General features: G+C 73.5%; 16 protein-coding genes. 12 read left to right on the top strand and 4 right to left on the bottom strand.

All coding sequences use genetic code 11. The features are described from left to right. Window positions 1-91: 91 nt before the first annotated feature. Genes ACZ4FH_RS04120 through ACZ4FH_RS04105 form a run of 4 tightly spaced genes read left to right on the top strand, consistent with a single transcriptional unit; the run spans window position 92 to window position 3,788 of the window. Window positions 92-1,030 (top strand): ABC transporter ATP-binding protein, encoded by a 939-nt coding sequence (locus tag ACZ4FH_RS04120; protein WP_467302087.1) that lies wholly within the window; start codon window positions 92-94, stop codon window positions 1,028-1,030. Window position 1,031: 1 nt separating this feature from the next. Continuing rightward, window positions 1,032-1,823 (top strand): ABC transporter permease, encoded by a 792-nt coding sequence (locus tag ACZ4FH_RS04115; protein WP_467302085.1) that lies wholly within the window; start codon window positions 1,032-1,034, stop codon window positions 1,821-1,823. 40 nt (window positions 1,824-1,863) lie between these two features. Beyond that, on the top strand, window positions 1,864-3,114 hold the full coding sequence (locus tag ACZ4FH_RS04110; RefSeq protein ID WP_467302083.1) for a sensor histidine kinase: 1,251 nt from the start codon (window positions 1,864-1,866) through the stop codon (window positions 3,112-3,114). Window positions 3,115-3,137: 23 nt separating this feature from the next. After that, a complete protein-coding gene (locus ACZ4FH_RS04105; protein ID WP_467302081.1) occupies window positions 3,138-3,788 on the top strand; it encodes a response regulator in 651 nt (216 codons plus the stop codon). 18 nt (window positions 3,789-3,806) lie between these two features. Here the strand turns inward: ACZ4FH_RS04105 and glgX are convergent, their stop codons facing one another. After that, window positions 3,807-6,017 carry a glycogen debranching protein GlgX gene (glgX, locus tag ACZ4FH_RS04100; protein WP_467302080.1) on the bottom strand — a complete coding sequence of 737 codons (2,211 nt, stop codon included), beginning with the start codon at window positions 6,015-6,017 and terminating at the stop codon, window positions 3,807-3,809. Window positions 6,018-6,171: 154 nt separating this feature from the next. On the opposite strand from glgX, the gene ACZ4FH_RS04095 reads away from it, so the two are divergent. The 6 genes from ACZ4FH_RS04095 (at window position 6,172) to ACZ4FH_RS04070 (ending at window position 12,954) form a co-directional block, all read left to right on the top strand. Further along, entirely contained in the window at window positions 6,172-7,401 is a 1,230-nt protein-coding gene (locus tag ACZ4FH_RS04095) for a L,D-transpeptidase (RefSeq protein ID WP_467302078.1), read from the top strand. A gap of 271 nt (window positions 7,402-7,672) precedes the next feature. Next, on the top strand, window positions 7,673-8,920 hold the full coding sequence (locus ACZ4FH_RS04090; RefSeq protein ID WP_467302077.1) for a L,D-transpeptidase: 1,248 nt from the start codon (window positions 7,673-7,675) through the stop codon (window positions 8,918-8,920). 87 nt (window positions 8,921-9,007) lie between these two features. Further along, on the top strand, window positions 9,008-9,775 hold the full coding sequence (locus ACZ4FH_RS04085) for an enoyl-CoA hydratase/isomerase family protein (protein WP_467302076.1): 768 nt from the start codon (window positions 9,008-9,010) through the stop codon (window positions 9,773-9,775). A 280-nt stretch (window positions 9,776-10,055) separates the two neighbouring features. Further along, window positions 10,056-10,571 (top strand): ATP-binding protein, encoded by a 516-nt coding sequence (locus ACZ4FH_RS04080; protein WP_467302074.1) that lies wholly within the window; start codon window positions 10,056-10,058, stop codon window positions 10,569-10,571. Window positions 10,572-10,960: 389 nt separating this feature from the next. Then, complete coding sequence (locus ACZ4FH_RS04075; protein WP_467302072.1) at window positions 10,961-11,767, top strand: polysaccharide deacetylase family protein; 807 nt, start codon at window positions 10,961-10,963, stop codon at window positions 11,765-11,767. Then, entirely contained in the window at window positions 11,767-12,954 is a 1,188-nt protein-coding gene (locus ACZ4FH_RS04070) for a YVTN family beta-propeller repeat protein (protein WP_467302070.1), read from the top strand. Before ACZ4FH_RS04075 ends, ACZ4FH_RS04070 begins: the two co-directional genes overlap by 1 nt. A 48-nt stretch (window positions 12,955-13,002) precedes the next feature. On the opposite strand, the gene ACZ4FH_RS04065 is transcribed toward ACZ4FH_RS04070, so the two are convergent. Next, a complete protein-coding gene (locus tag ACZ4FH_RS04065) occupies window positions 13,003-13,644 on the bottom strand; it encodes a GNAT family N-acetyltransferase (RefSeq protein WP_467302069.1) in 642 nt (213 codons plus the stop codon). Between the two features lie 138 nt (window positions 13,645-13,782). On the opposite strand from ACZ4FH_RS04065, the gene ACZ4FH_RS04060 reads away from it, so the two are divergent. Next, window positions 13,783-13,998, top strand: a complete 216-nt coding sequence (locus tag ACZ4FH_RS04060; RefSeq protein ID WP_383635275.1) for an EF-hand domain-containing protein — start codon at window positions 13,783-13,785, stop codon at window positions 13,996-13,998. Window positions 13,999-14,064: 66 nt separating this feature from the next. Here the strand turns inward: ACZ4FH_RS04060 and ACZ4FH_RS04055 are convergent, their stop codons facing one another. After that, window positions 14,065-14,475: an STAS domain-containing protein gene (locus tag ACZ4FH_RS04055; protein ID WP_385111889.1), complete on the bottom strand. Its 411-nt coding sequence runs from the start codon at window positions 14,473-14,475 to the stop codon at window positions 14,065-14,067. A 256-nt stretch (window positions 14,476-14,731) separates the two neighbouring features. Between ACZ4FH_RS04055 and ACZ4FH_RS04050 the strand changes: the two genes are divergently transcribed. Beyond that, a complete protein-coding gene (locus ACZ4FH_RS04050; protein WP_467302066.1) occupies window positions 14,732-15,694 on the top strand; it encodes a CopD family protein in 963 nt (320 codons plus the stop codon). A gap of 14 nt (window positions 15,695-15,708) precedes the next feature. Here the strand turns inward: ACZ4FH_RS04050 and ACZ4FH_RS04045 are convergent, their stop codons facing one another. Then, window positions 15,709-17,187 (bottom strand): carboxylesterase/lipase family protein, encoded by a 1,479-nt coding sequence (locus ACZ4FH_RS04045; protein WP_467302432.1) that lies wholly within the window; start codon window positions 17,185-17,187, stop codon window positions 15,709-15,711. Between the last annotated feature and the right edge of the window lie 223 nt (window positions 17,188-17,410).

The following is a 17,410-nucleotide window of genomic DNA, read 5'->3' as shown; positions in this document are numbered from 1 at the left end:
CGGTCGTAGTCGCGGGTCAACCGATCGGACGATGCCGGTCCGAGCGCGACGGCGGATACCGGGACGGGGTCCGGCCCGCGAAGCTCCCCGTATGGCAATCATCGAAGTGGACGGGCTGCGCAAGTCCTACGGGGGCCGCGCCGTCGTCGACGGGGTGGGCTTCACCGTCGAGGAGGGGGAGATCTTCGGGATCCTCGGACCCAACGGCGCCGGCAAGACCACCACCGTCGAATGCGTCGGAGGGCTGCGGACCCCCGACAGCGGTACGGTCCGGGTCGCCGGACTCGACCCCGTCGCCGACCACGACCGGGTCGCCCTGCTGCTCGGCGCCCAGCTCCAGCAGAGCGAACTCCAGCCGAAGATCACCGTCGGCGAGGCCCTGGAGCTGTACGCCTCCTTCTACCCGCGCCCCGCCGACTGGCGCCCCCTCGCCGAACGCCTCGGGCTGCACACCCGGCTGACCACCCGCTACGGCCGGCTCTCCGGCGGCCAGAAGCAGCGGCTCTCCATCGCCCTCGCGCTGGTCGGCGCGCCCCGCGTCGTCGTGCTGGACGAGCTGACCACCGGCCTCGACCCCCGGGCCCGCCGCGACACCTGGCAGCTCATCGAGTCCGTCCGCGACGGCGGGGTCACCGTCCTGCTGGTCACCCACTTCATGGAGGAGGCCCAGCGCCTCTGCGACCGGGTCGCCGTCATCGACCGGGGCCGGGTCGCCGCCCTCGACACCCCGGCCGGGCTGATCGCCGGCGCCGGCCGCTCCACCGCGATCGCCCTCACCCCCTCCGCACCGCTGCCCGAGGCCGAACTGGCCGCCCTGCCCGGCGCGGTCTCCCGCGAGGACACCGACGGACGCCTCGTCATCCACGGCACCGACGAGACCGTCAACGCCGTCATCTCGCTGCTCGCCCGGCTCCGGGTCACCGCACACCGGCTCCGCGTCACCGAGGCCACCCTCGACGACGCCTTCCTCGACCTCACCGAACACCCCGTCCCCGCCGAGGGGCGCGGCACGACCGGACAGGCGGCCTGACATGACCGACCCGCACCCCGCCCCCGCACCGGCCGCCGCGCCCCGCGCCGCCACCGGGCCGATGCGCGCGGTCCTGCGCGCCGAGACCCGCCTCTTCCTGCGCGAACCGGGCAGCCTGTTCTGGATCCTGGTGTTCCCGACCGTGCTCATGACGATCCTCGGACTGGTCCCCTCCTTCCGGGACCCCGACGAGAACCTCGGCGGACGCCGCGTCATCGACCTCTACGTCCCCGTCGCCGTCCTCCTCGCCATGATCATGGCCGGACTCCAGGCGATGCCGCCCGTCCTCACCGGCTACCGCGAACGCGGCATCCTGCGCCGGCTGTCCACCACCCCCGTACGCCCCTCCGCGCTGCTCGGCGCGCAGATCGCGCTGCACGGCGTCGCCGCGCTCGGCTCGACCCTCCTGGTGATGGCGGTCGGCCGCGTCGCCTTCGGCGTGGACCTGCCCGGACAGCCCTTCGGCTACGCGCTGGCCCTGCTGCTCGCCGTCGCCTGCGTCCTGTCCCTCGGCGCGCTCGTCTGCTCGATCGCCCGCACCACCCGGATCTCCGCCGCGATCGGCTCGGTCGTCTTCTTCGTGATGATGTTCACCGCCGGGGTCTGGGTGCCCGTCCAGGCCATGCCCGACACCCTGCGGCGGATCGTGCAGGTCACCCCGTTCGGCGCGGCCTCCCAGGCCCTGGACCGGGCCGCCACCGGCGCCTGGCCCGGCTGGCTCTGGCTCGGCCTGGTCGCGGCCTGGACCGCCGTCGCGGCCGTCGCCGCCGTCCGCACCTTCCGCTGGGAGTAGCCGGCACGGGGCACACTGTCCGGGGGACGAGGGGGATCCGATGAGCAGTACGACGACGGCCGAGCAGTGGTGGGACCGCTTCTTCCGCTACGGGCCCTACGGCCTGCTCGCCCTCTCCACGGCCGTCGCGGCCGTCACCCGGGGACTCGTCATGACCGGCGCGGGCGTCCGGGCCGCCCTGGTGCTCGTCCCGGCCGTCCTCCTCCTCCACCTCGCGTGGAGCCGGTACCAGGACCGGGCGCCGGGCTGGGCGGCCCCCGCCTACTTCACCGTCCGCACCCTGCTGGCCTTCGCCCTCAGCTGGTGCAACCCGTTCTTCTCCATCTACGCCGTGCTCGGCTACTTCGACGCCGGCCGGGTGCTGGGGCCCCGGACCATGCGGGCCGGACTGCTGGCCACCGCCGTCATCATGGCGGGCGCGCAGTCCGGCGGCAGTCTGCCGCCCGCCACCCTGATGAACTGGGTCGTCTTCGGCATCGTGTTCGGCGTCCACGCCACCCTCACCATGGTCTTCGCCCAGATCGGCAACCGCGAGGCCGAGCAGGCCAGGACCCAGACCGACACCATCACCGCCCTGGAGTCCGCCAACGCCCGCCTCGAACAGGCCCTGGCCGAGAACGCCGGACTCCACGCCCAGCTCCTCGTCCAGGCCCGCGAGGCCGGTGTCGCCGACGAACGCGGCAGGCTCGCCGCCGAGATCCACGACACCATCGCCCAGGGGCTCACCGGCATCATCGCCCAGCTCCAGGCCGCCACCTCCACCCAGGACACCGATCCCGCACTCGCCCGCGAACACCTGCGCCGCGCCGCCGGCCTGGCCCGCCACAGCCTCGGCGAGGCCCGTCGCTCCGTACAGAACCTCCTCCCGTCCGCGCTGGAACACGACGACCTGCCCGGCGCACTGGAGAAGACCGTCCTCGGCTGGTCGGAACGGACCGGCGTGCGCGCCGACTTCACCGTCACCGGCACCGCCGAACCCCTCCACGACGAGGTCGGCGCCACCCTGCTGCGCATCGCCGAGGAAGCCCTCGCCAACGCGGCCCGGCACGCCCGCGCCACCCGCGCCGGCGTCACCCTCTCCTACATGGACGACGAGGTCTCCCTCGACGTGCGCGACGACGGCCGGGGCTTCGACCCGCACGCCCTGCCCGCCCGCCGGAGCACCGGCGGCTTCGGCCTCGGCGGCATGCGGGCCCGCGCCGAACGCATCGCGGGCACGGTCGAGGTCGAGACCGGACCGGGGCTCGGCACCGCCGTCTGCGCCCGCGTACCGCTGGTGCCGCACCACTGACCCGTCCCGTACCGTGACGTCCCATGGACCGGGAACCCGCGCGCGTCATCACCCTGATCGTCGTCGACGACCACCCCGTCGTACGGGACGGACTGCGCGGGATGTTCGCCGCGGCCGCAGAGTTCCGGGTGCTCGGCGAGGCCGCCGACGGGGTCGAGGGCGTCGAGATGACCGCCCGGCTCGACCCCGACGTCGTCCTGATGGACCTGCGGATGCCCGGCGGCGACGGCGTCGCGGCCATCACCGAGCTGACCCGGCGCCGGGCCCGCTCCAAGGTCCTCGTCCTCACCACGTACGACACCGACTCCGACACCCTCGCGGCCATCGAGGCCGGCGCCACCGGCTATCTGCTCAAGGACGCCCCGCGCGAGGAGCTGTTCACCGCCGTACGCGCCGCCGCCGACGGCCGGACCGTGCTCTCACCGGCCGTCGCCTCCCGGCTGGTCTCCGCCGTCCGCGCCCCCGCCGCGCCCGGCCACGAGAAGCTGTCCGCCCGCGAACGCGAAGTGCTCGCGCTGGTCGCCCGGGGCACCTCCAACCGGGAGATCGCCGCCGAACTGTTCATCAGCGAGGCCACCGTGAAGACCCACCTCACCCATCTCTTCGCCAAACTGGGCGCCAAGGACCGGGCGGCCGCCGTCGCCGTCGCCTACGAACGCGGCATCCTCGGCTGATCCCACGGGCGCCCCCCGTCACTCCCGCACCCGCAGCAGCAGCACCGACCGGGCCGGCACCGTCAGCTCCGCACCGCCCCGGTGGACCGTGCCCGGCGCTGCGGACTGCTCCTCGCGCGCGGTGTCCAGCAGCAGTTCGTACGCCCGCGCCCACGGCGGCCCCGGCAGCAGGAACTCCACCGGTTCCGCCCCGGCGTGCAGCACCGCCAGGAAGCTGTCGTCGCTCACCTGCTCGCCCCGGGCGTCCCGCCCCGGAATGTCCCGCCCCGACAGATACAGCCCGACCGTCGCGGCCGGCGCGTACCAGTCGGCCTCCGTCATCTCCGTCCCGCGCGCGGTGAACCACGCCAGGTCCCGCAGCCCGTCCGGGGCCTGTGCCCGGCCGGAGAAGAAGGCCCGTCTGCGCAGCACCGGATGGCGGTGGCGCAGCTCCAGTACCCGGGCCGTCAGCTCCGTCAGCTCCCGCCACCGGGGGTCCTCCAGGAGCGACCAGTCCACCCAGCCGGTCTCGTTGTCCTGGCAGTACGCGTTGTTGTTGCCGCCCTGGGTCCGCCCCATCTCGTCCCCGGCGACCAGCATCGGCACCCCGGTCGACAGCAGCAGCGTGGTGAGCAGATTGCGCAGCTGCCGCCGGCGCAGCGCGTTGATCCCGGCGTCGTCGCTCTCGCCCTCCGCGCCGCAGTTCCACGACCGGTTGTCCGAGGTCCCGTCCCGGTTGCCCTCGCCGTTTCCCTCGTTGTGCTTCTGCTCGTAGCTCACCAGATCGCGCAGGGTGAACCCGTCGTGCGCGGTCACGAAGTTCACCGAGGCGTACGGGCGGCGCCCGCCCCACGCGTACAGATCGCTCGACCCGGTCAGCCGGTAGCCGAGGTCCCGTACGTCCGGCAGCGCGCCGCGCCAGAAGTCCCGTACGGCGTCGCGGTAGCGGTCGTTCCACTCCGTCCACAGCGGAGGGAACGCCCCGACCTGGTAGCCGCCGTTGCCCACGTCCCACGGTTCGGCGATCAGCTTCACCCGGCGCAGCACCGGGTCCTGGGCGATCACCGCGAGGAACGGGGAGAGCATGTCCACGTCGTGCATCGAGCGGGCCAGCGCCGCCGCCAGATCGAAGCGGAAGCCGTCCACGCCCATCTCGGTCACCCAGTACCGCAGCGAGTCGGTGATCAGCCGCAGCACGTTCGGCTGCACCACGTGCAGGGTGTTCCCGCACCCCGTGTAGTCCGCGTACCGGCGGGCGTCCGCCTGGAGCCGGTAGTAGCCGCGGTTGTCGATGCCGCGCAGCGACAGCATCGGGCCCAGCTCGCCCGCCTCGGCCGTGTGGTTGTAGACGACGTCGAGGATCACCTCGATCCCCGCGTCGTGCAGGGCCCGCACCATCCGCTTGAACTCCCCGACCTGCTGGCCCGCCGTGCCGCTGGCCGAGTAGCCCGCGTGCGGGGCGAAGTAGCCGATCGAGTTGTAGCCCCAGTAGTTGCGCAGCCCCCGCCGCAGCAGATGGTCCTCGTGGGCGAACTGGTGCACCGGCAGCAGCTCCACCGCCGTCACCCCGAGGCGCCGCAGATGGCCGACCGCGGCCGGGTGCGCGAGCCCGGCGTAGGTGCCGCGCAGCTCCGGGGGGATCTCCGGGTGGCGGGCGGTGAAGCCGCGCACATGCAGTTCGTAGATGACGGAGTCGGCCCACGGCGTCTTGGGCCGGCGGTCCTCGGCCCAGTCGTCGTCGTCATGGACGACCACCCCCTTGGGGACGTACGGGGCGGAGTCCCGCTCGTCGCGCACGGTGTCCGCGACCTGCTGCTCGGGCCAGTCCCTCACATGGCCGTACACCTCGGCCGGAAGGGTGAAATCCCCGTCCACGGCCCGGGCGTACGGATCGAGGAGCAGTTTCGCCGCGTTCCACCGGGCGCCGGTCCACGGATCCCAGCGGCCGTGCACCCGGTAGCCGTAGCGCCGGCCGGGCCGGACGCCGGGCACGAAGCCGTGCCAGACCTCATGGGTCAGCTCCGTCAGCGGACAGCGGATCTCCGTGCCGTCCTCGTCGAAGAGACAGAGCTCCACCGCCTCCGCACCCCCCGCCCACAGGGCGAAGTTGGTGCCCGCGACCCCGTCGGGGCCCACCCGGAACCGGGCCCCCAGCGGCATCGGGGCCCCCGGCCACACGGGGACGGGGGAGCCCGCGCCCGGCACCGGCCCCGTTCTCGGGGCCGTCTCCTGCTCGGCTGCGCTCGACACCTGCACGCCTCCCGCGGCTCGTGGGGACCGGCCCCGGAAACGGGGCGCGCGGCGTCCCGGCCGCGGCTCCCCGTGTGTCGTCGTCCCCTCTGTTCTGCCCACGAGCGGCCCCGCACTCACGTTTCCCTCCGGCCGCCCCCGTCGTTGGGGGGACGTGAACCACGTAGCGAAGAAGGCAGGGACGGGCCCGGCGACCGGGCCGGCACGCGCCGCGCTGCTCGCCGTACTGGCCGCGCTGGCCGTGCTGACCGGCTGTTCGGGCTCGGGCACGCTCATCGGCGGGAAGTCCGGGCAGGCGGCCGGCACCATCCGGGTCACGCCCGAGGACGGGGCGCGGAACGTCGCGGCCGACCGGCGCGTGACCGTGTCGGTCCCCGACGGGCGGCTGGAGAGCGTGCGGGTGACCCGGATCGAGGACGCGCAGCGGCAGGAGGTGCGCGGGCTCATCGCCGAGGACGGGCGGTCCTGGGCTCCGCAGGGGACGGGCGGCCGGCTGGGGCTGGCCGCCAAGTACAGCGTCGACGCGGTGGCGGTGGACGGCGCGGGCCGCCGCTCGGCGCGCCACACGACGTTCACCACGGTGATCCCCGACCACCGCTTCATCGGCTACTTCAAGCCGGAGAACCGCTCGACCGTCGGCACCGGGATGATCGTCTCGTTCGCGTTCAGCAGCCCCGTCACCCGCCGGGCGGCCGTGCAGCGGGCGATCCGGGTGCGCTCCGACCCGCCCGTCGAGGTGGTGGGCCACTGGTTCGGGAAGACCCGGCTGGACTTCCGCCCGAAGGCGTACTGGCGGCCCGGTACGGAGGTGACCGTGGACGTGGGGCTGCGCGATGTGGAGGGGGCGCCGGGGGTGTTCGGCAGCCAGCGCAAGACGGTCCGGTTCACCGTGGGCCGGGAGCAGATCTCCCGGGTGGACTCGGCCGCGCACACCATGGAGGTGCGCCGCGACGGGCGGCTCGTCGCGACGGTCCCCATCACCGCGGGCTCCCCGACCACCACCACGTACAACGGGCGGATGGTCGTCTCCGAGATGCACGAGGAGACGCGGATGGACGGGCGGACCGTCGGCTTCGGCGGCGAGTACGACATCAAGGACGTCCCGCACGCCATCCGGCTCACCGACTCCGGGACCTTCCTGCACGGCAACTACTGGTCCGACGACGACATCTTCGGCTCGGAGAACGTCAGCCACGGCTGCATCGGACTGCGCGACGTCCGGGGCGGCGGCGGTGACACCCCGGCCGGCTGGTTCTTCGACCGGACCCTCGTCGGGGACGTCGTCGAGGTCGTCAACTCGCGCGACAAGAAGGTCGCTCCGGACAACGGACTGGGCGGCTGGAACATGGACTGGGCGCGGTGGAAGGCGGGTTCCGCGCTCTGATCCCGCCCGGGGGCGTACGCGGGAGCGCAACGACGGCGCGGCCGGAACGGCCGCGCCGTCGCCGTTTCCGCCGCCCGGGACGTCCGCACCGCTGCGACCAGGTGAACTCCCGGGGTGAGTTGGGACGGAACGGTGACATTCGCGAGGCGAAATGCCCACTGTCAGTGTGATTATCTTTTCGCTGAGCGCGCATATGCAGCGCGCGGGGGCAGGAGCCCGAGGGCTCCCATGACCTTGGCACGGCCGGGCCGTGTGAGGGGAGACGACCACATTGAACGGGCAGCCGATATCGGGGGCATCGGCCGGGGCGGGCAACAGGCGACGGGGGCGTGGGGCCACCGGACTGTCGGCTCTGGCGCTGGGTGCGTTGCTGATGCTGGTGACGGCGTGCGGCGGGGGAGACGGCGACGCGGGCAAGGGCGGCAAGGCCGGTGCGCGGTCCGACGACACGGCCGCCTCCCAGGCCGTCGTGAACATCGTGCCGAAGGACGGGGCCGAGTCCGTCGCCACGAACGGGGCGCTGAAGATCTCCGCCCAGCAGGGGAAGCTCGCCACGGTCAAGGTCTCGGACCCGAAGGGGGCCGAGGTCGAGGGGAAGATCGCGGCGGACGGCGCGAGCTGGGTGCCGGACCACCATCTGGCCGCCGCCACCAAGTACAAGGTGCACGCGGTCGCCAAGGACGCCAAGGGCCGTGAGTCTGCGAAGGACACCACCTTCACCACGCTGGTCCCGCAGAACACCTTCATCGGGCAGTACACCCCCGAGGACGGTTCGACGGTCGGCGTCGGCATGCCGGTCTCGATCCACTTCACCCGGGGCATCACCGACCCCGAGGCCGTCGAGAACGCCATCAAGGTGACGGCCGAGCCCGCCGTCGACATCCAGGGGCACTGGTTCGGCAACGACCGGCTGGACTTCCGCCCCGAGCGGTACTGGGCCGCGGGCACCAAGGTGACCGTCAAGCTGAACCTCGACGGCGTCGAGGGGCGGCCGGGGGTCTACGGCAAGCAGGCCAAGACGGTCTCCTTCACGATCGGGCGCAGCCAGGTCAGCACCGTCGACGCCGAGACGCACCGGATGAAGGTCGTCCGCGACGGGCAGCAGATCAAGGACATCCCGATCTCGGCGGGCGCCCCGGCGACCACCACGTACAACGGCCAGATGGTCATCAGCGAGAAGCTGAAGGTGACCCGGATGAACGGGGACACCGTCGGCTTCGGCGGTGAGTACGACATCAAGGACGTGCCGCACGCGATGCGCCTGTCCACCTCGGGCACCTTCATCCACGGCAACTACTGGGGCGGATCCGGCATCTTCGGCTCCACCAACACCAGCCACGGCTGTGTGGGCCTCCAGGACAGCCGCGGCGCCGGCGACCCGGGCACCCCGGCGGCGTGGTTCTTCGACCACTCCCTCATCGGTGACGTCGTGGTCGTCAAGAACTCCCACGACAAGACGATCCAGCCGGACAACGGCCTCAACGGCTGGAACATGGACTGGTCGGAGTGGACCGCGTAGCCGTTCCGTACCGAACGGGGAACGGGCCCGGTGCTGTGACCAACGGCACCGGGCCCGTTCATGTGAGCGCCGGTTAACCTGCGGGGCATGACCGTAACCCTCGAAGCAAGCGGCGGCGTCGGCACCATCCGGCTGGACCGGCCGCCCATGAACGCCCTGGACGTCGCCACCCAGGACCGGCTGCGCGAACTGGCCGAGGAGGCCACCCGGCGCGACGACGTGCGGGCCGTGGTGCTCTACGGCGGCGAGAAGGTGTTCGCGGCCGGCGCGGACATCAAGGAGATGCAGCGGATGGACCATCCGGCGATGGTCGCCCGGTCCAAGGCGCTCCAGGACTCCTTCACCGCGGTGGCCCGCATCCCCAAGCCCGTGGTCGCGGCCGTCACCGGGTACGCGCTGGGCGGCGGCTGCGAACTCGCCCTGTGCGCCGACTTCCGGATCGCCGGGGACAACGCCCGGCTCGGCCAGCCGGAGATCCTCCTCGGGCTGATCCCCGGCGCGGGCGGCACCCAGCGGCTCGCCCGGCTGGTGGGCCCGGCCAAGGCCAAGGACCTGATCTTCACGGGCCGTCATGTGAAGGCCGACGAGGCGCTGTCCATGGGGCTGGTGGACCGGGTGGTGCCCGCCGCCGAGGTGTACGAGCAGGCGCACGCCTGGGCCGCCCGGCTGGCGAAGGGGCCCGCCCTCGCGCTCCGCGCCGCCAAGGAGTCCGTGGACGCGGGCCTGGAGACGGACATCGACACGGGGCTGACGATCGAGCGCACCTGGTTCGCCGGGCTGTTCGCCACCGAGGACCGCGAGCGCGGCATGCGCAGCTTCGTGGAGGACGGACCGGGCAAGGCCGAGTTCCTCTGACCCCTCAGGACCCTGTCGGACGCCCCCGGCCGAACGCGCGTGGGGAACGGATCCGGCGGCGTTCATCCGTGTGGGCGGATTAGCTGAGCCTTAAGGCAACCTTAAGGCTCAGCCTTCCGTCCACTGGCGCCAGGCCCGTCGGGCCTGGCGTTTTCGCAGTTCAGGGGCGCTCCGGAGGGGTGCATTCTGCCGCTGGCATATGCCTGAAGCCCACACCGGAATCCCTGATTCCGGGTCAGGGATTCCTCCGGAACGGCCCCCGGGGCCCCCGCGTGCCGCCATGATGGTGTGCATGGCGGGCCTGGAGGGTGTGGAGCAGCCGCGACCGCGCAGCAGCGCGACAGCGGCACGGTTGAAGCCGGCCGTCGAGGACGAACAGGCGTTCAAAGCGCTGGAGTTGTTCGGAAATCCGACGGAGGCGGAGGTCCGGCTGCCGTCCCGTCCGGAGTCCGCGGCCACGGCCCGGCGGATCACCTCGTGCGTGGTGCTGCGGCAGTGGGGACTCTCCCCGCAGACCGCCGAGCACGCCGTCCTGCTGGTCTCCGAACTCGTCGGGAACGCCGTGCGGCACACGGGCGCCAGGGTCTTCGGCTTACGCATGATGCGCCGCCGGGGCTGGATCCGGATCGAGGTGCGCGACCCGTCGCGCGGTCTTCCGTGTCTGATGCCGGTCCAGGCGATGGATATCAGCGGACGCGGTCTGTTTCTGGTCGACAAGCTCTCCGACCGGTGGGGGGTGGATCTGCTGCCGCGCGGCAAGACCACCTGGTTCGAGATGCGGATCTCCGACCGCTGAGCCGGGCGCGCCCGGGTGCACAGAAGCCCCCGGACGGCCGTGGTGCGGCGCCTGCGGGGGCTTCTGTGTGGGGGACCGTGAAGTGGGGGTGTGTTCACGGCCGCTTGGTGACGACCTGGCCCGGGTCAAGGGGGTCGTGTCACCGACTATGGCAGACGGATGACTCCTTCGCCAAAGCCGCAACACTCCCATTTAGGTAAAGAACCGGACATTTCTGCAATGAATCGCAGGTGTGTTGGGTCACTCGCCTGCAAACCATTGAACATACCGGGATTCTCCCGAGCGATTCATTGATCGTCCGCAGAGTGGACGCGCGCATCCGTGTGGGCTCCGCGGCGCCACCGGACCAATGGTGAGATTTCCGGCAAAGCGGTTCTACTGTTCCGCGTATGAACGTCCCCGACGGACCGCTGCGCCGCCGCGAGGCCCTGCGCGCGGGTGCCGGAGCGGCCCTGGTCACGGCACTCGCCTCCGGTTGCGCCGACCCCGCCCCGGCCGGCCGCGCGGTCGCGTCCCCCGCCACCCCGGAAGCGGCCCGGCCGTCCCCCGGCACCGGTGCGCACGCCGCCGCCCCCGCGCCCCGGCGCTTCCCCGGACAGCCCGCGCAGATCGACCACGGCCCCCGCGACCGTGCCCGGGTCGCCCTCACCTTCCACGGCCAGGGCGACCCCGCCGTCGCCGAGGCCGTACTGGCCGAGGCCGAACGCGCCGGCGCCCGGGTCACCGTTCTCGCCGTCGGCAGCTGGCTCGACGCTCACCCCGCGCTGGCCCGCCGCGTCCTCGACGGCGGCCACGACCTCGGCAACCACACCCAGCACCACATCGACATCTCCACGCTCGACGAGACCCGGGCGTACGCCGAGATCACCGACTGCGCCCGGCGGCTGCGCCGGCTCACCGGCTCCATCGGCACCTGGTTCCGGCCCTCCCGGACCCAGGACGCCACCCCGCTCGTCCGGCGGCTCGCCGCCCGCGCCGGATACCCGCACGTCCTCTCGTACGACGTGGACTCCCTCGACTTCACCTCGCCCGGCGCCGCGGCCGTCACCCGCACGGTGACCGGGCAGATCCGCAACGGGTCGGTGGTGAGCCTGCACTTCGGCTACGCGGACACGGTCGCCGCGCTGCCCCCTCTCCTCGCCGAACTCGACCGCCGCGGACTGCGCGCGGTGACGACCACGGAGCTGCTGACCTGATGCCTCCCACCACGACCCGTACCGCCGCCCTGCTCGGCGGGGTCCTCCTCGCCGCGCTCACCGCCTGCGGAACCTCCCCCGACAAGGCCGCGCACACCACGTCCACGGAGGCCGCCGCGCCCGCCCGCCGTGAGCCCGTCACCCCGGCCGCGCCGCCCGGACTGCCCGGCATGCCGCCGGTGCTCGACCCCCACAACATCTACGCGGCCGACGCCCCGGGCAAGCTGTCGCCCGTCGTCCGGGACTTCCCGTCCCGCGTCTACGTGCCCAACACCAACTCCAACACCGTGACGGTCATCGACCCCGCCACCTACAAGGTCGTCGAGACCATCCCGGTCGGCCGCCAGCCCCAGCACGTCGTGCCCTCCTGGGACCTGAAGACGCTCTGGGTCAACAACGACCTCGGCGACAGCCTCACCCCGATCGACCCCGCCACCGGCAAGGCCGGAAAGACGGTCGACGTGTCCGACCCGTACAACCTGTACTTCACCCCGAACGGGAAGTACGCCGTCGTCATGGCCTCCATGGACCGCCAGCTCGTCTTCCGCGACGCGCACACCATGAAGACCGCCAAGGCGGTGCCGGTGAGCTGCGCGGGCGTCAACCACGCCGACTTCTCCGCCGACGGCCGGTACTTCATCGTCTCCTGCGAGTTCTCCGGCGAACTGCTGAAGGTCGACACCGAGAAGATGGAGGTCGTCGGGCAGCAGAAACTGCCCTTCCAGGGGGCCATGCCCCAGGACGTGAAGCTCTCGCCCGACGGCGGCACCTTCTACATCGCGGACATGATGGCCGACGGCGTCTGGGTGCTGGACGGGAAGAAGTTCACCACCCCGGAACTGCTGCACACCGGCAAGGGCTGCCACGGCCTCTACGTCAGCCGCGACGCCAAGGAGATGTACATCTCCAACCGAGGCGAGGGCTCGGTCTCCGTCTTCGACTTCGCCCGGAAGAAGCTGACGAAGAAGTGGCACCTGCCGAACGGCGGCAGCCCCGACATGGGCGGGGTCTCCGCCGACGGCAAGGTCCTGTGGCTGTCGGGACGCTACAACGCCGAGGTGTACGCGATCGACACCACCAGCGGCAAGCAGCTGGCCCGGATCCCGGTCGGCAGCGGACCGCACGGCCTCGCCGTCTACCCGCAGCCCGGCCGCTACTCGCTCGGCCACACCGGCGTCTTCCGCTGACCTGACCTGACCCGACCCGACCCGGCCCGCACGGGGCCGGGTCACCGGTCAGCCCGCGATCAGCAGCGCCTCCGAACCCACCGGCCGGAACCCCGCCGCCTGGAACGTCCGCACACTGCGGGCGTTCCCCGGCGACTGCTGCGCCCACACCACCGCGTCCGGCACCAACTGCCGGGCCGCGCGCGCCAGCCGGACGCCCAGCCCCCGGCCGCGCGCCTCCTCGGCCACCTCGACGGCGGTCTCCCAGCGCCCGGCGACGCCGCGGCCGAGGATCAGCACCCCGCCCTCGGTGCCCCACACCCGGACCTCGTCGCGGTACTTCATCGCCCGCGCCACCCGCGGGTGTTCGGGGTCGCGGATCTCGCGCAGCTCCACCTCCGGCTCCCCGGGCAGCGCCCCGGCGGCCGTGAGCAGGTCGATGGTGTTCATGTGCCGGCCGGTCCGGGCCGCCAGGGCGGTCAGGAAGGCCGGGTTCATCGTCGCGGCCAGTGCGTCCCCGGGGGTCGCGGCCAGCGTGGCGCGCACCCACGCCGGGTCCTCGTCGAGGAAGACCACCGAATGCGCGGTCAGGGCCAGCACCCCGGCGTCCCGGCCGTTCGGCTGCGGCACGACCGTCGTGCCGCCGTCCGCCGCGGGGAAGCGCCCCCGCGCCGCCGCCTCCAGGACCCGCCCCAGCGCCGCCGTGTCCATCGTTCCGTGCTCCCCCGCTCGGTGACCGCCGCCGGACGGCGGACGGACCTCCCATGATCGAGGACCGGCCCCCGCACGGGCCACCCGGAGCGCCCGATAATCTGACCGTCGTCAGACAGTCATACGAAGGGGTGGAACGTGGCGGACATCGAGTCGGCGCGCAAGGCATTCGAGCGGTACGACCTGAACGGCGACGGGCTGATCTCGGCCGCCGAGTACAAGAGCGTCATGGCTCAGCTGGGTGACCCCTATGTCACCGAGCCGGTCGCCCAGGCCGTGATCAACTCGCACGACGCCAACGGGGACGGCCTCCTCACCTTCGAGGAGTTCTGGGCCGCGCAGAACAAGGCCTGACCTCCGGGCGGGACCGACCCGGCGTCCGGGAGGCCCGGGGCCCCCGGTCGCACCGGGGGCCGCCGCTCAGGTCCCGGCCGCCGCCGCGGTCCCGGGCCCCCGGAACACCTCGTCCGGGGTGGCCACCGGACGGAACAGATCGTGCAGCCGCCCGGCCCGGAGCAGCCGGAGGATCCTCGGGCAGTCGCACACCAGCGAGAACCGCCCGTCGCGGTCCAGCGCCCGTCTGCGGGCCCGGCACAGCAGGCTGAGCCCCGAGCAGTCGAGGAAGCTCACCTCCGACAGATCGACCACCAGGTCCGGTGCGTCCTGTGCCGTGGCCCCGTCCAGGGCCGGTCCGATGAGCGCGGCGGTCGCGAGGTCGATCTCGTCGCGCAGGGCCACCACCGTGCGTCCGTCGCGGCGGTACACCCTGCCGCACGGCTCGGGGAGCGGGGCGGGCACGGGGGCGGCAGTGGGGGCCGGCGTGTGGGTCATGGGGGCCTCTCCTCGCAGCGACGGGCCCGCCGGGGGTGATGCGGACCCGAAGGACTGTCGGTGGGGTGACGGTCGGTGAGGTGACAGTCGGTGAACCTAACCCGGGGGTCGGCGGCACCGCGACGCAGAAACGTTCGCGCGTCCCGCAATGCCTTCTTCCGGGTGAACGTCCGAGGATCCCATGGACAGGGACCGGCCTTCACATGGTTGCCAGTCGGAGTCTTCACAGGCTTGTCAGTCGGAAGGGGAGCGGGCGATGATCCCGACCCGTGCGCCCGCGACCGGGCGCCGGCGGCCGAGAACGGCCGCGCTCGTCGTCGCGGGGGCCGCGCTCTGCGCCGTGGCGGCGGCACTGCTCGCCACCCACGTCGTCGGCCGCGGCACCGGTGAACTGCGGATACCCGCCGCCGGAACCGCCGTCCTGCTCCGGACCGCCCTGTTCGCGGCGCTCGCCGTGCACATCGGCGCCCTCGCGCTCGGCCCGCTCGTCCGCTCCGTACCCGGCCGGCCCCGCACCCTCCCGCCCTCCTGGGCCGTCGCCGCCTCGGCCGTCGGCGCGCTCGCGGCGGCCGGGCAGATCGTGCGCCTGGCCCGGATCAGCGGCCTCGGACTCGTCGAGACCTACGGCACCCGCGAGGGCGGGCTCCTGCTCCTCGTCGCCAACGGCTTCGCCCTCGCGGCCTGCTGCGCGGCGAGCCGCCGGCCCGCGCTCGCCGCCGCACCGCTCGCCCTGGCCGTCGGCGCCGAGGCGCTGCGCGCCCACCCCGAGGCGTACACCCCGCTCGTCGGCGCCGCCCTCACCGTCGTCCATCTGACCGCCGCCTCCCTCTGGGCGGGCGCACTCCTCCAGGTGCTCCGCACCATGCGCCACTGGCGCACCGCCCCCGCCGCGGCCCGCGCCCTCCTCGGCCGCTACGCCCGGCTGGCCGTCTGGCCGTACGCCGCCCTCGCCGCGACCGGCACGTGCAGCGCGCTGCGCCGGCTGCCCGCGGAGGTGGTGTTCACCTCCGCGTACGGGCGGACCCTGCTGGCCAAGCTCGCGCTGATGGCCGTGGTGAGCGTGCTGGCCCTGGCGGCGCGCCGGCGACTGGCCCGGGACGGCGGTCCGGAGGGGGCCCGGCGCGCGGCCCTGCGCGAGGGGGCCGCCCTCGGGGCGGTCGTGCTGGTGTCGGCGGTGCTGACGGTCGTGCCCGACCCGCACTGGATCGCCACCCGCTGAGCGCCGGGCGGCCTTCAGCGGTACGGGGCCCAGCCGCGCAGTTCGTCGTCGCGCGGGGCGTGCACCAGGGCCGGGGCGCCGGGCCCGAAGCGCATCACCGGCCGGCTCCCGTCCCAGGACGGCCACCCCGGGTCCCCGCTCTCCGTGAACCGCACCCAGGCCGTGTGCATCGCGGCGGCCAGCTCCCGGGGGGCGTCCGGCCCGGCCAGGGCCACCGCGTCGGGCCCGGCCAGATTGTCGAAGACGAAGCCGATCTCCAGTCCGTGGCAGGCGCCGAGCCCCAGGACGGGGGAGGGCCAGCCGAATTCGTAGAGCCGCGTGGAGCCGGCCGCCCCGGTCCGCGCGTCGGCCAGCAGATTGAGCGGGACGCGCAGCAGCAGGTCCGTGGCGAGGGCGCCGAGCAGTTCGCCGGGGGTGGCCCCGGGGCGGTTCGCCCGGTACGTACGGGCGGTGGCGGCCGGCACCCGGAACCGCCACAGCGCGAGCCGCAGCCGGGTCCGGGAGAGCCGTTCGGTCAGCCCGGTGGGCACGAACCAGAGGCGGTACTCCTCGGTGGTGGACCCCAGCAGCAGATCGACGCCGGACGACGCCCCGTCGCGCAGCGCCGCGAGCGGGTCGCGGGGCAGCAGCTCGCCGTCGACCACGAGCTGGAAGGTGTTGCCGCCGGTCAGCGGGGTGCCCCCGGTGGTCACCGCGGTCTGCGCGGCGAGCAGCGCGGCCGGGTCCACGGCGGCCAGCGCCCGCGCCGTGGCGGGCACCCCGAGGCGGGCGGCGACGCGCGAGGTCGTGCGGCGGGCGGCGTCCGGCGGCAGCGCGGTGGGCGCGCCGCTCTGCAGCACGGCCCGCCGGAAGAGCCCCGCGGCGCGGGGTGCGGCGAGCAGCGCGCCGATGCAGATCGCCCCGGCCGACTCCCCGCAGACGGTGACCCGGTCCGGGTCGCCGCCGAACGCGGCGATGTTCTCCCGGACCCAGCCGAGCGCGGCGATCTGGTCCAGCAGCCCCCGGTTGGCGGGCGCGTCCGGGAACAGTCCGAACCCCTCCGTGCCGAGGCGGTAGTTGAGGCTCACACAGACCACGCCGTCACGCGCGAAGGCGGCACCGTCGTAGAGCGGTACGGCGGAGGAGCCGTGCAGCAGCGCTCCGCCGTGGATCCAGACGAGGACGGGCAGCCGGGCGGAACCGGGCGCGGGCGTCCACACATTGAGGTTGAGACAGCCGTCGCCGGGCACCTCGGGATCGGGCAGCAGCCGGTCCAGCGGCGGGGCGTACGGCCGCTTGGGCGCGGTCGGCCCGAAGGCCGCGGCCTCGCGCACCCCGTCCCAGCGTTCGGGCGGGGCCGGGGCCCGGAAGCGGTGCGGGCCGACGGGGGCGGCCGCGTACGGGATGCCGCGGAAGACGTGCACACCGCGCTCGCGGGTGCCGCGGACGGTGCCGTACGCGGTGCGGACCGGGGGTGCCGGCCGGGTGTCGTCGTCCGGAGCGGGGCCGGACATCGGGAACGGTGTGGTGGCCATGGGACGGCTCCCGCCCTCGTGCGGACGTCGGGCGTGTCTTCCAGCAGAGCACGGCCCGGCGCGGGGGGCCATGCGGGGAGGCGTCGCGCGGGGCGGCGGCCGGTCGGTCGTGAGCCGGGGGAGGGCCTGATTCAGGTAACGCGGCTTTCCGGCCGCCTGGGGAGCGGCCGGAGAGCCGGGAGCGTACGGCGCTGAAATGTCC

Source organism: Streptomyces sp. NPDC024555, assembly GCF_055559335.1.
The sequence above is the reverse complement of the archived record's forward strand: the minus strand, read 5'-3'. Positions and strand labels throughout refer to the sequence as shown.

What these genes read in the sequence shown, in the direction of transcription:
- ACZ4FH_RS04065 (WP_467302069.1), bottom strand. Translation starts at nt 13,644, where the DNA reads ATGGACACGGCGGCGCTGGGGCGGGTCCTGGAGGCGGCGGCGCGGGGG.
- ACZ4FH_RS04075 (WP_467302072.1), top strand. Translation starts at nt 10,961, where the DNA reads ATGAACGTCCCCGACGGACCGCTGCGCCGCCGCGAGGCCCTGCGCGCG.
- ACZ4FH_RS04045 (WP_467302432.1), bottom strand. Translation starts at nt 17,187, where the DNA reads ATGTCCGGCCCCGCTCCGGACGACGACACCCGGCCGGCACCCCCGGTC.
- ACZ4FH_RS04115 (WP_467302085.1), top strand. Translation starts at nt 1,032, where the DNA reads ATGACCGACCCGCACCCCGCCCCCGCACCGGCCGCCGCGCCCCGCGCC.
- ACZ4FH_RS04050 (WP_467302066.1), top strand. Translation starts at nt 14,732, where the DNA reads ATGATCCCGACCCGTGCGCCCGCGACCGGGCGCCGGCGGCCGAGAACG.
- ACZ4FH_RS04070 (WP_467302070.1), top strand. Translation starts at nt 11,767, where the DNA reads ATGCCTCCCACCACGACCCGTACCGCCGCCCTGCTCGGCGGGGTCCTC.
- ACZ4FH_RS04055 (WP_385111889.1), bottom strand. Translation starts at nt 14,475, where the DNA reads ATGACCCACACGCCGGCCCCCACTGCCGCCCCCGTGCCCGCCCCGCTC.
- ACZ4FH_RS04120 (WP_467302087.1), top strand. Translation starts at nt 92, where the DNA reads ATGGCAATCATCGAAGTGGACGGGCTGCGCAAGTCCTACGGGGGCCGC.
- ACZ4FH_RS04110 (WP_467302083.1), top strand. Translation starts at nt 1,864, where the DNA reads ATGAGCAGTACGACGACGGCCGAGCAGTGGTGGGACCGCTTCTTCCGC.
- ACZ4FH_RS04105 (WP_467302081.1), top strand. Translation starts at nt 3,138, where the DNA reads ATGGACCGGGAACCCGCGCGCGTCATCACCCTGATCGTCGTCGACGAC.
- ACZ4FH_RS04085 (WP_467302076.1), top strand. Translation starts at nt 9,008, where the DNA reads ATGACCGTAACCCTCGAAGCAAGCGGCGGCGTCGGCACCATCCGGCTG.
- ACZ4FH_RS04080 (WP_467302074.1), top strand. Translation starts at nt 10,056, where the DNA reads ATGATGGTGTGCATGGCGGGCCTGGAGGGTGTGGAGCAGCCGCGACCG.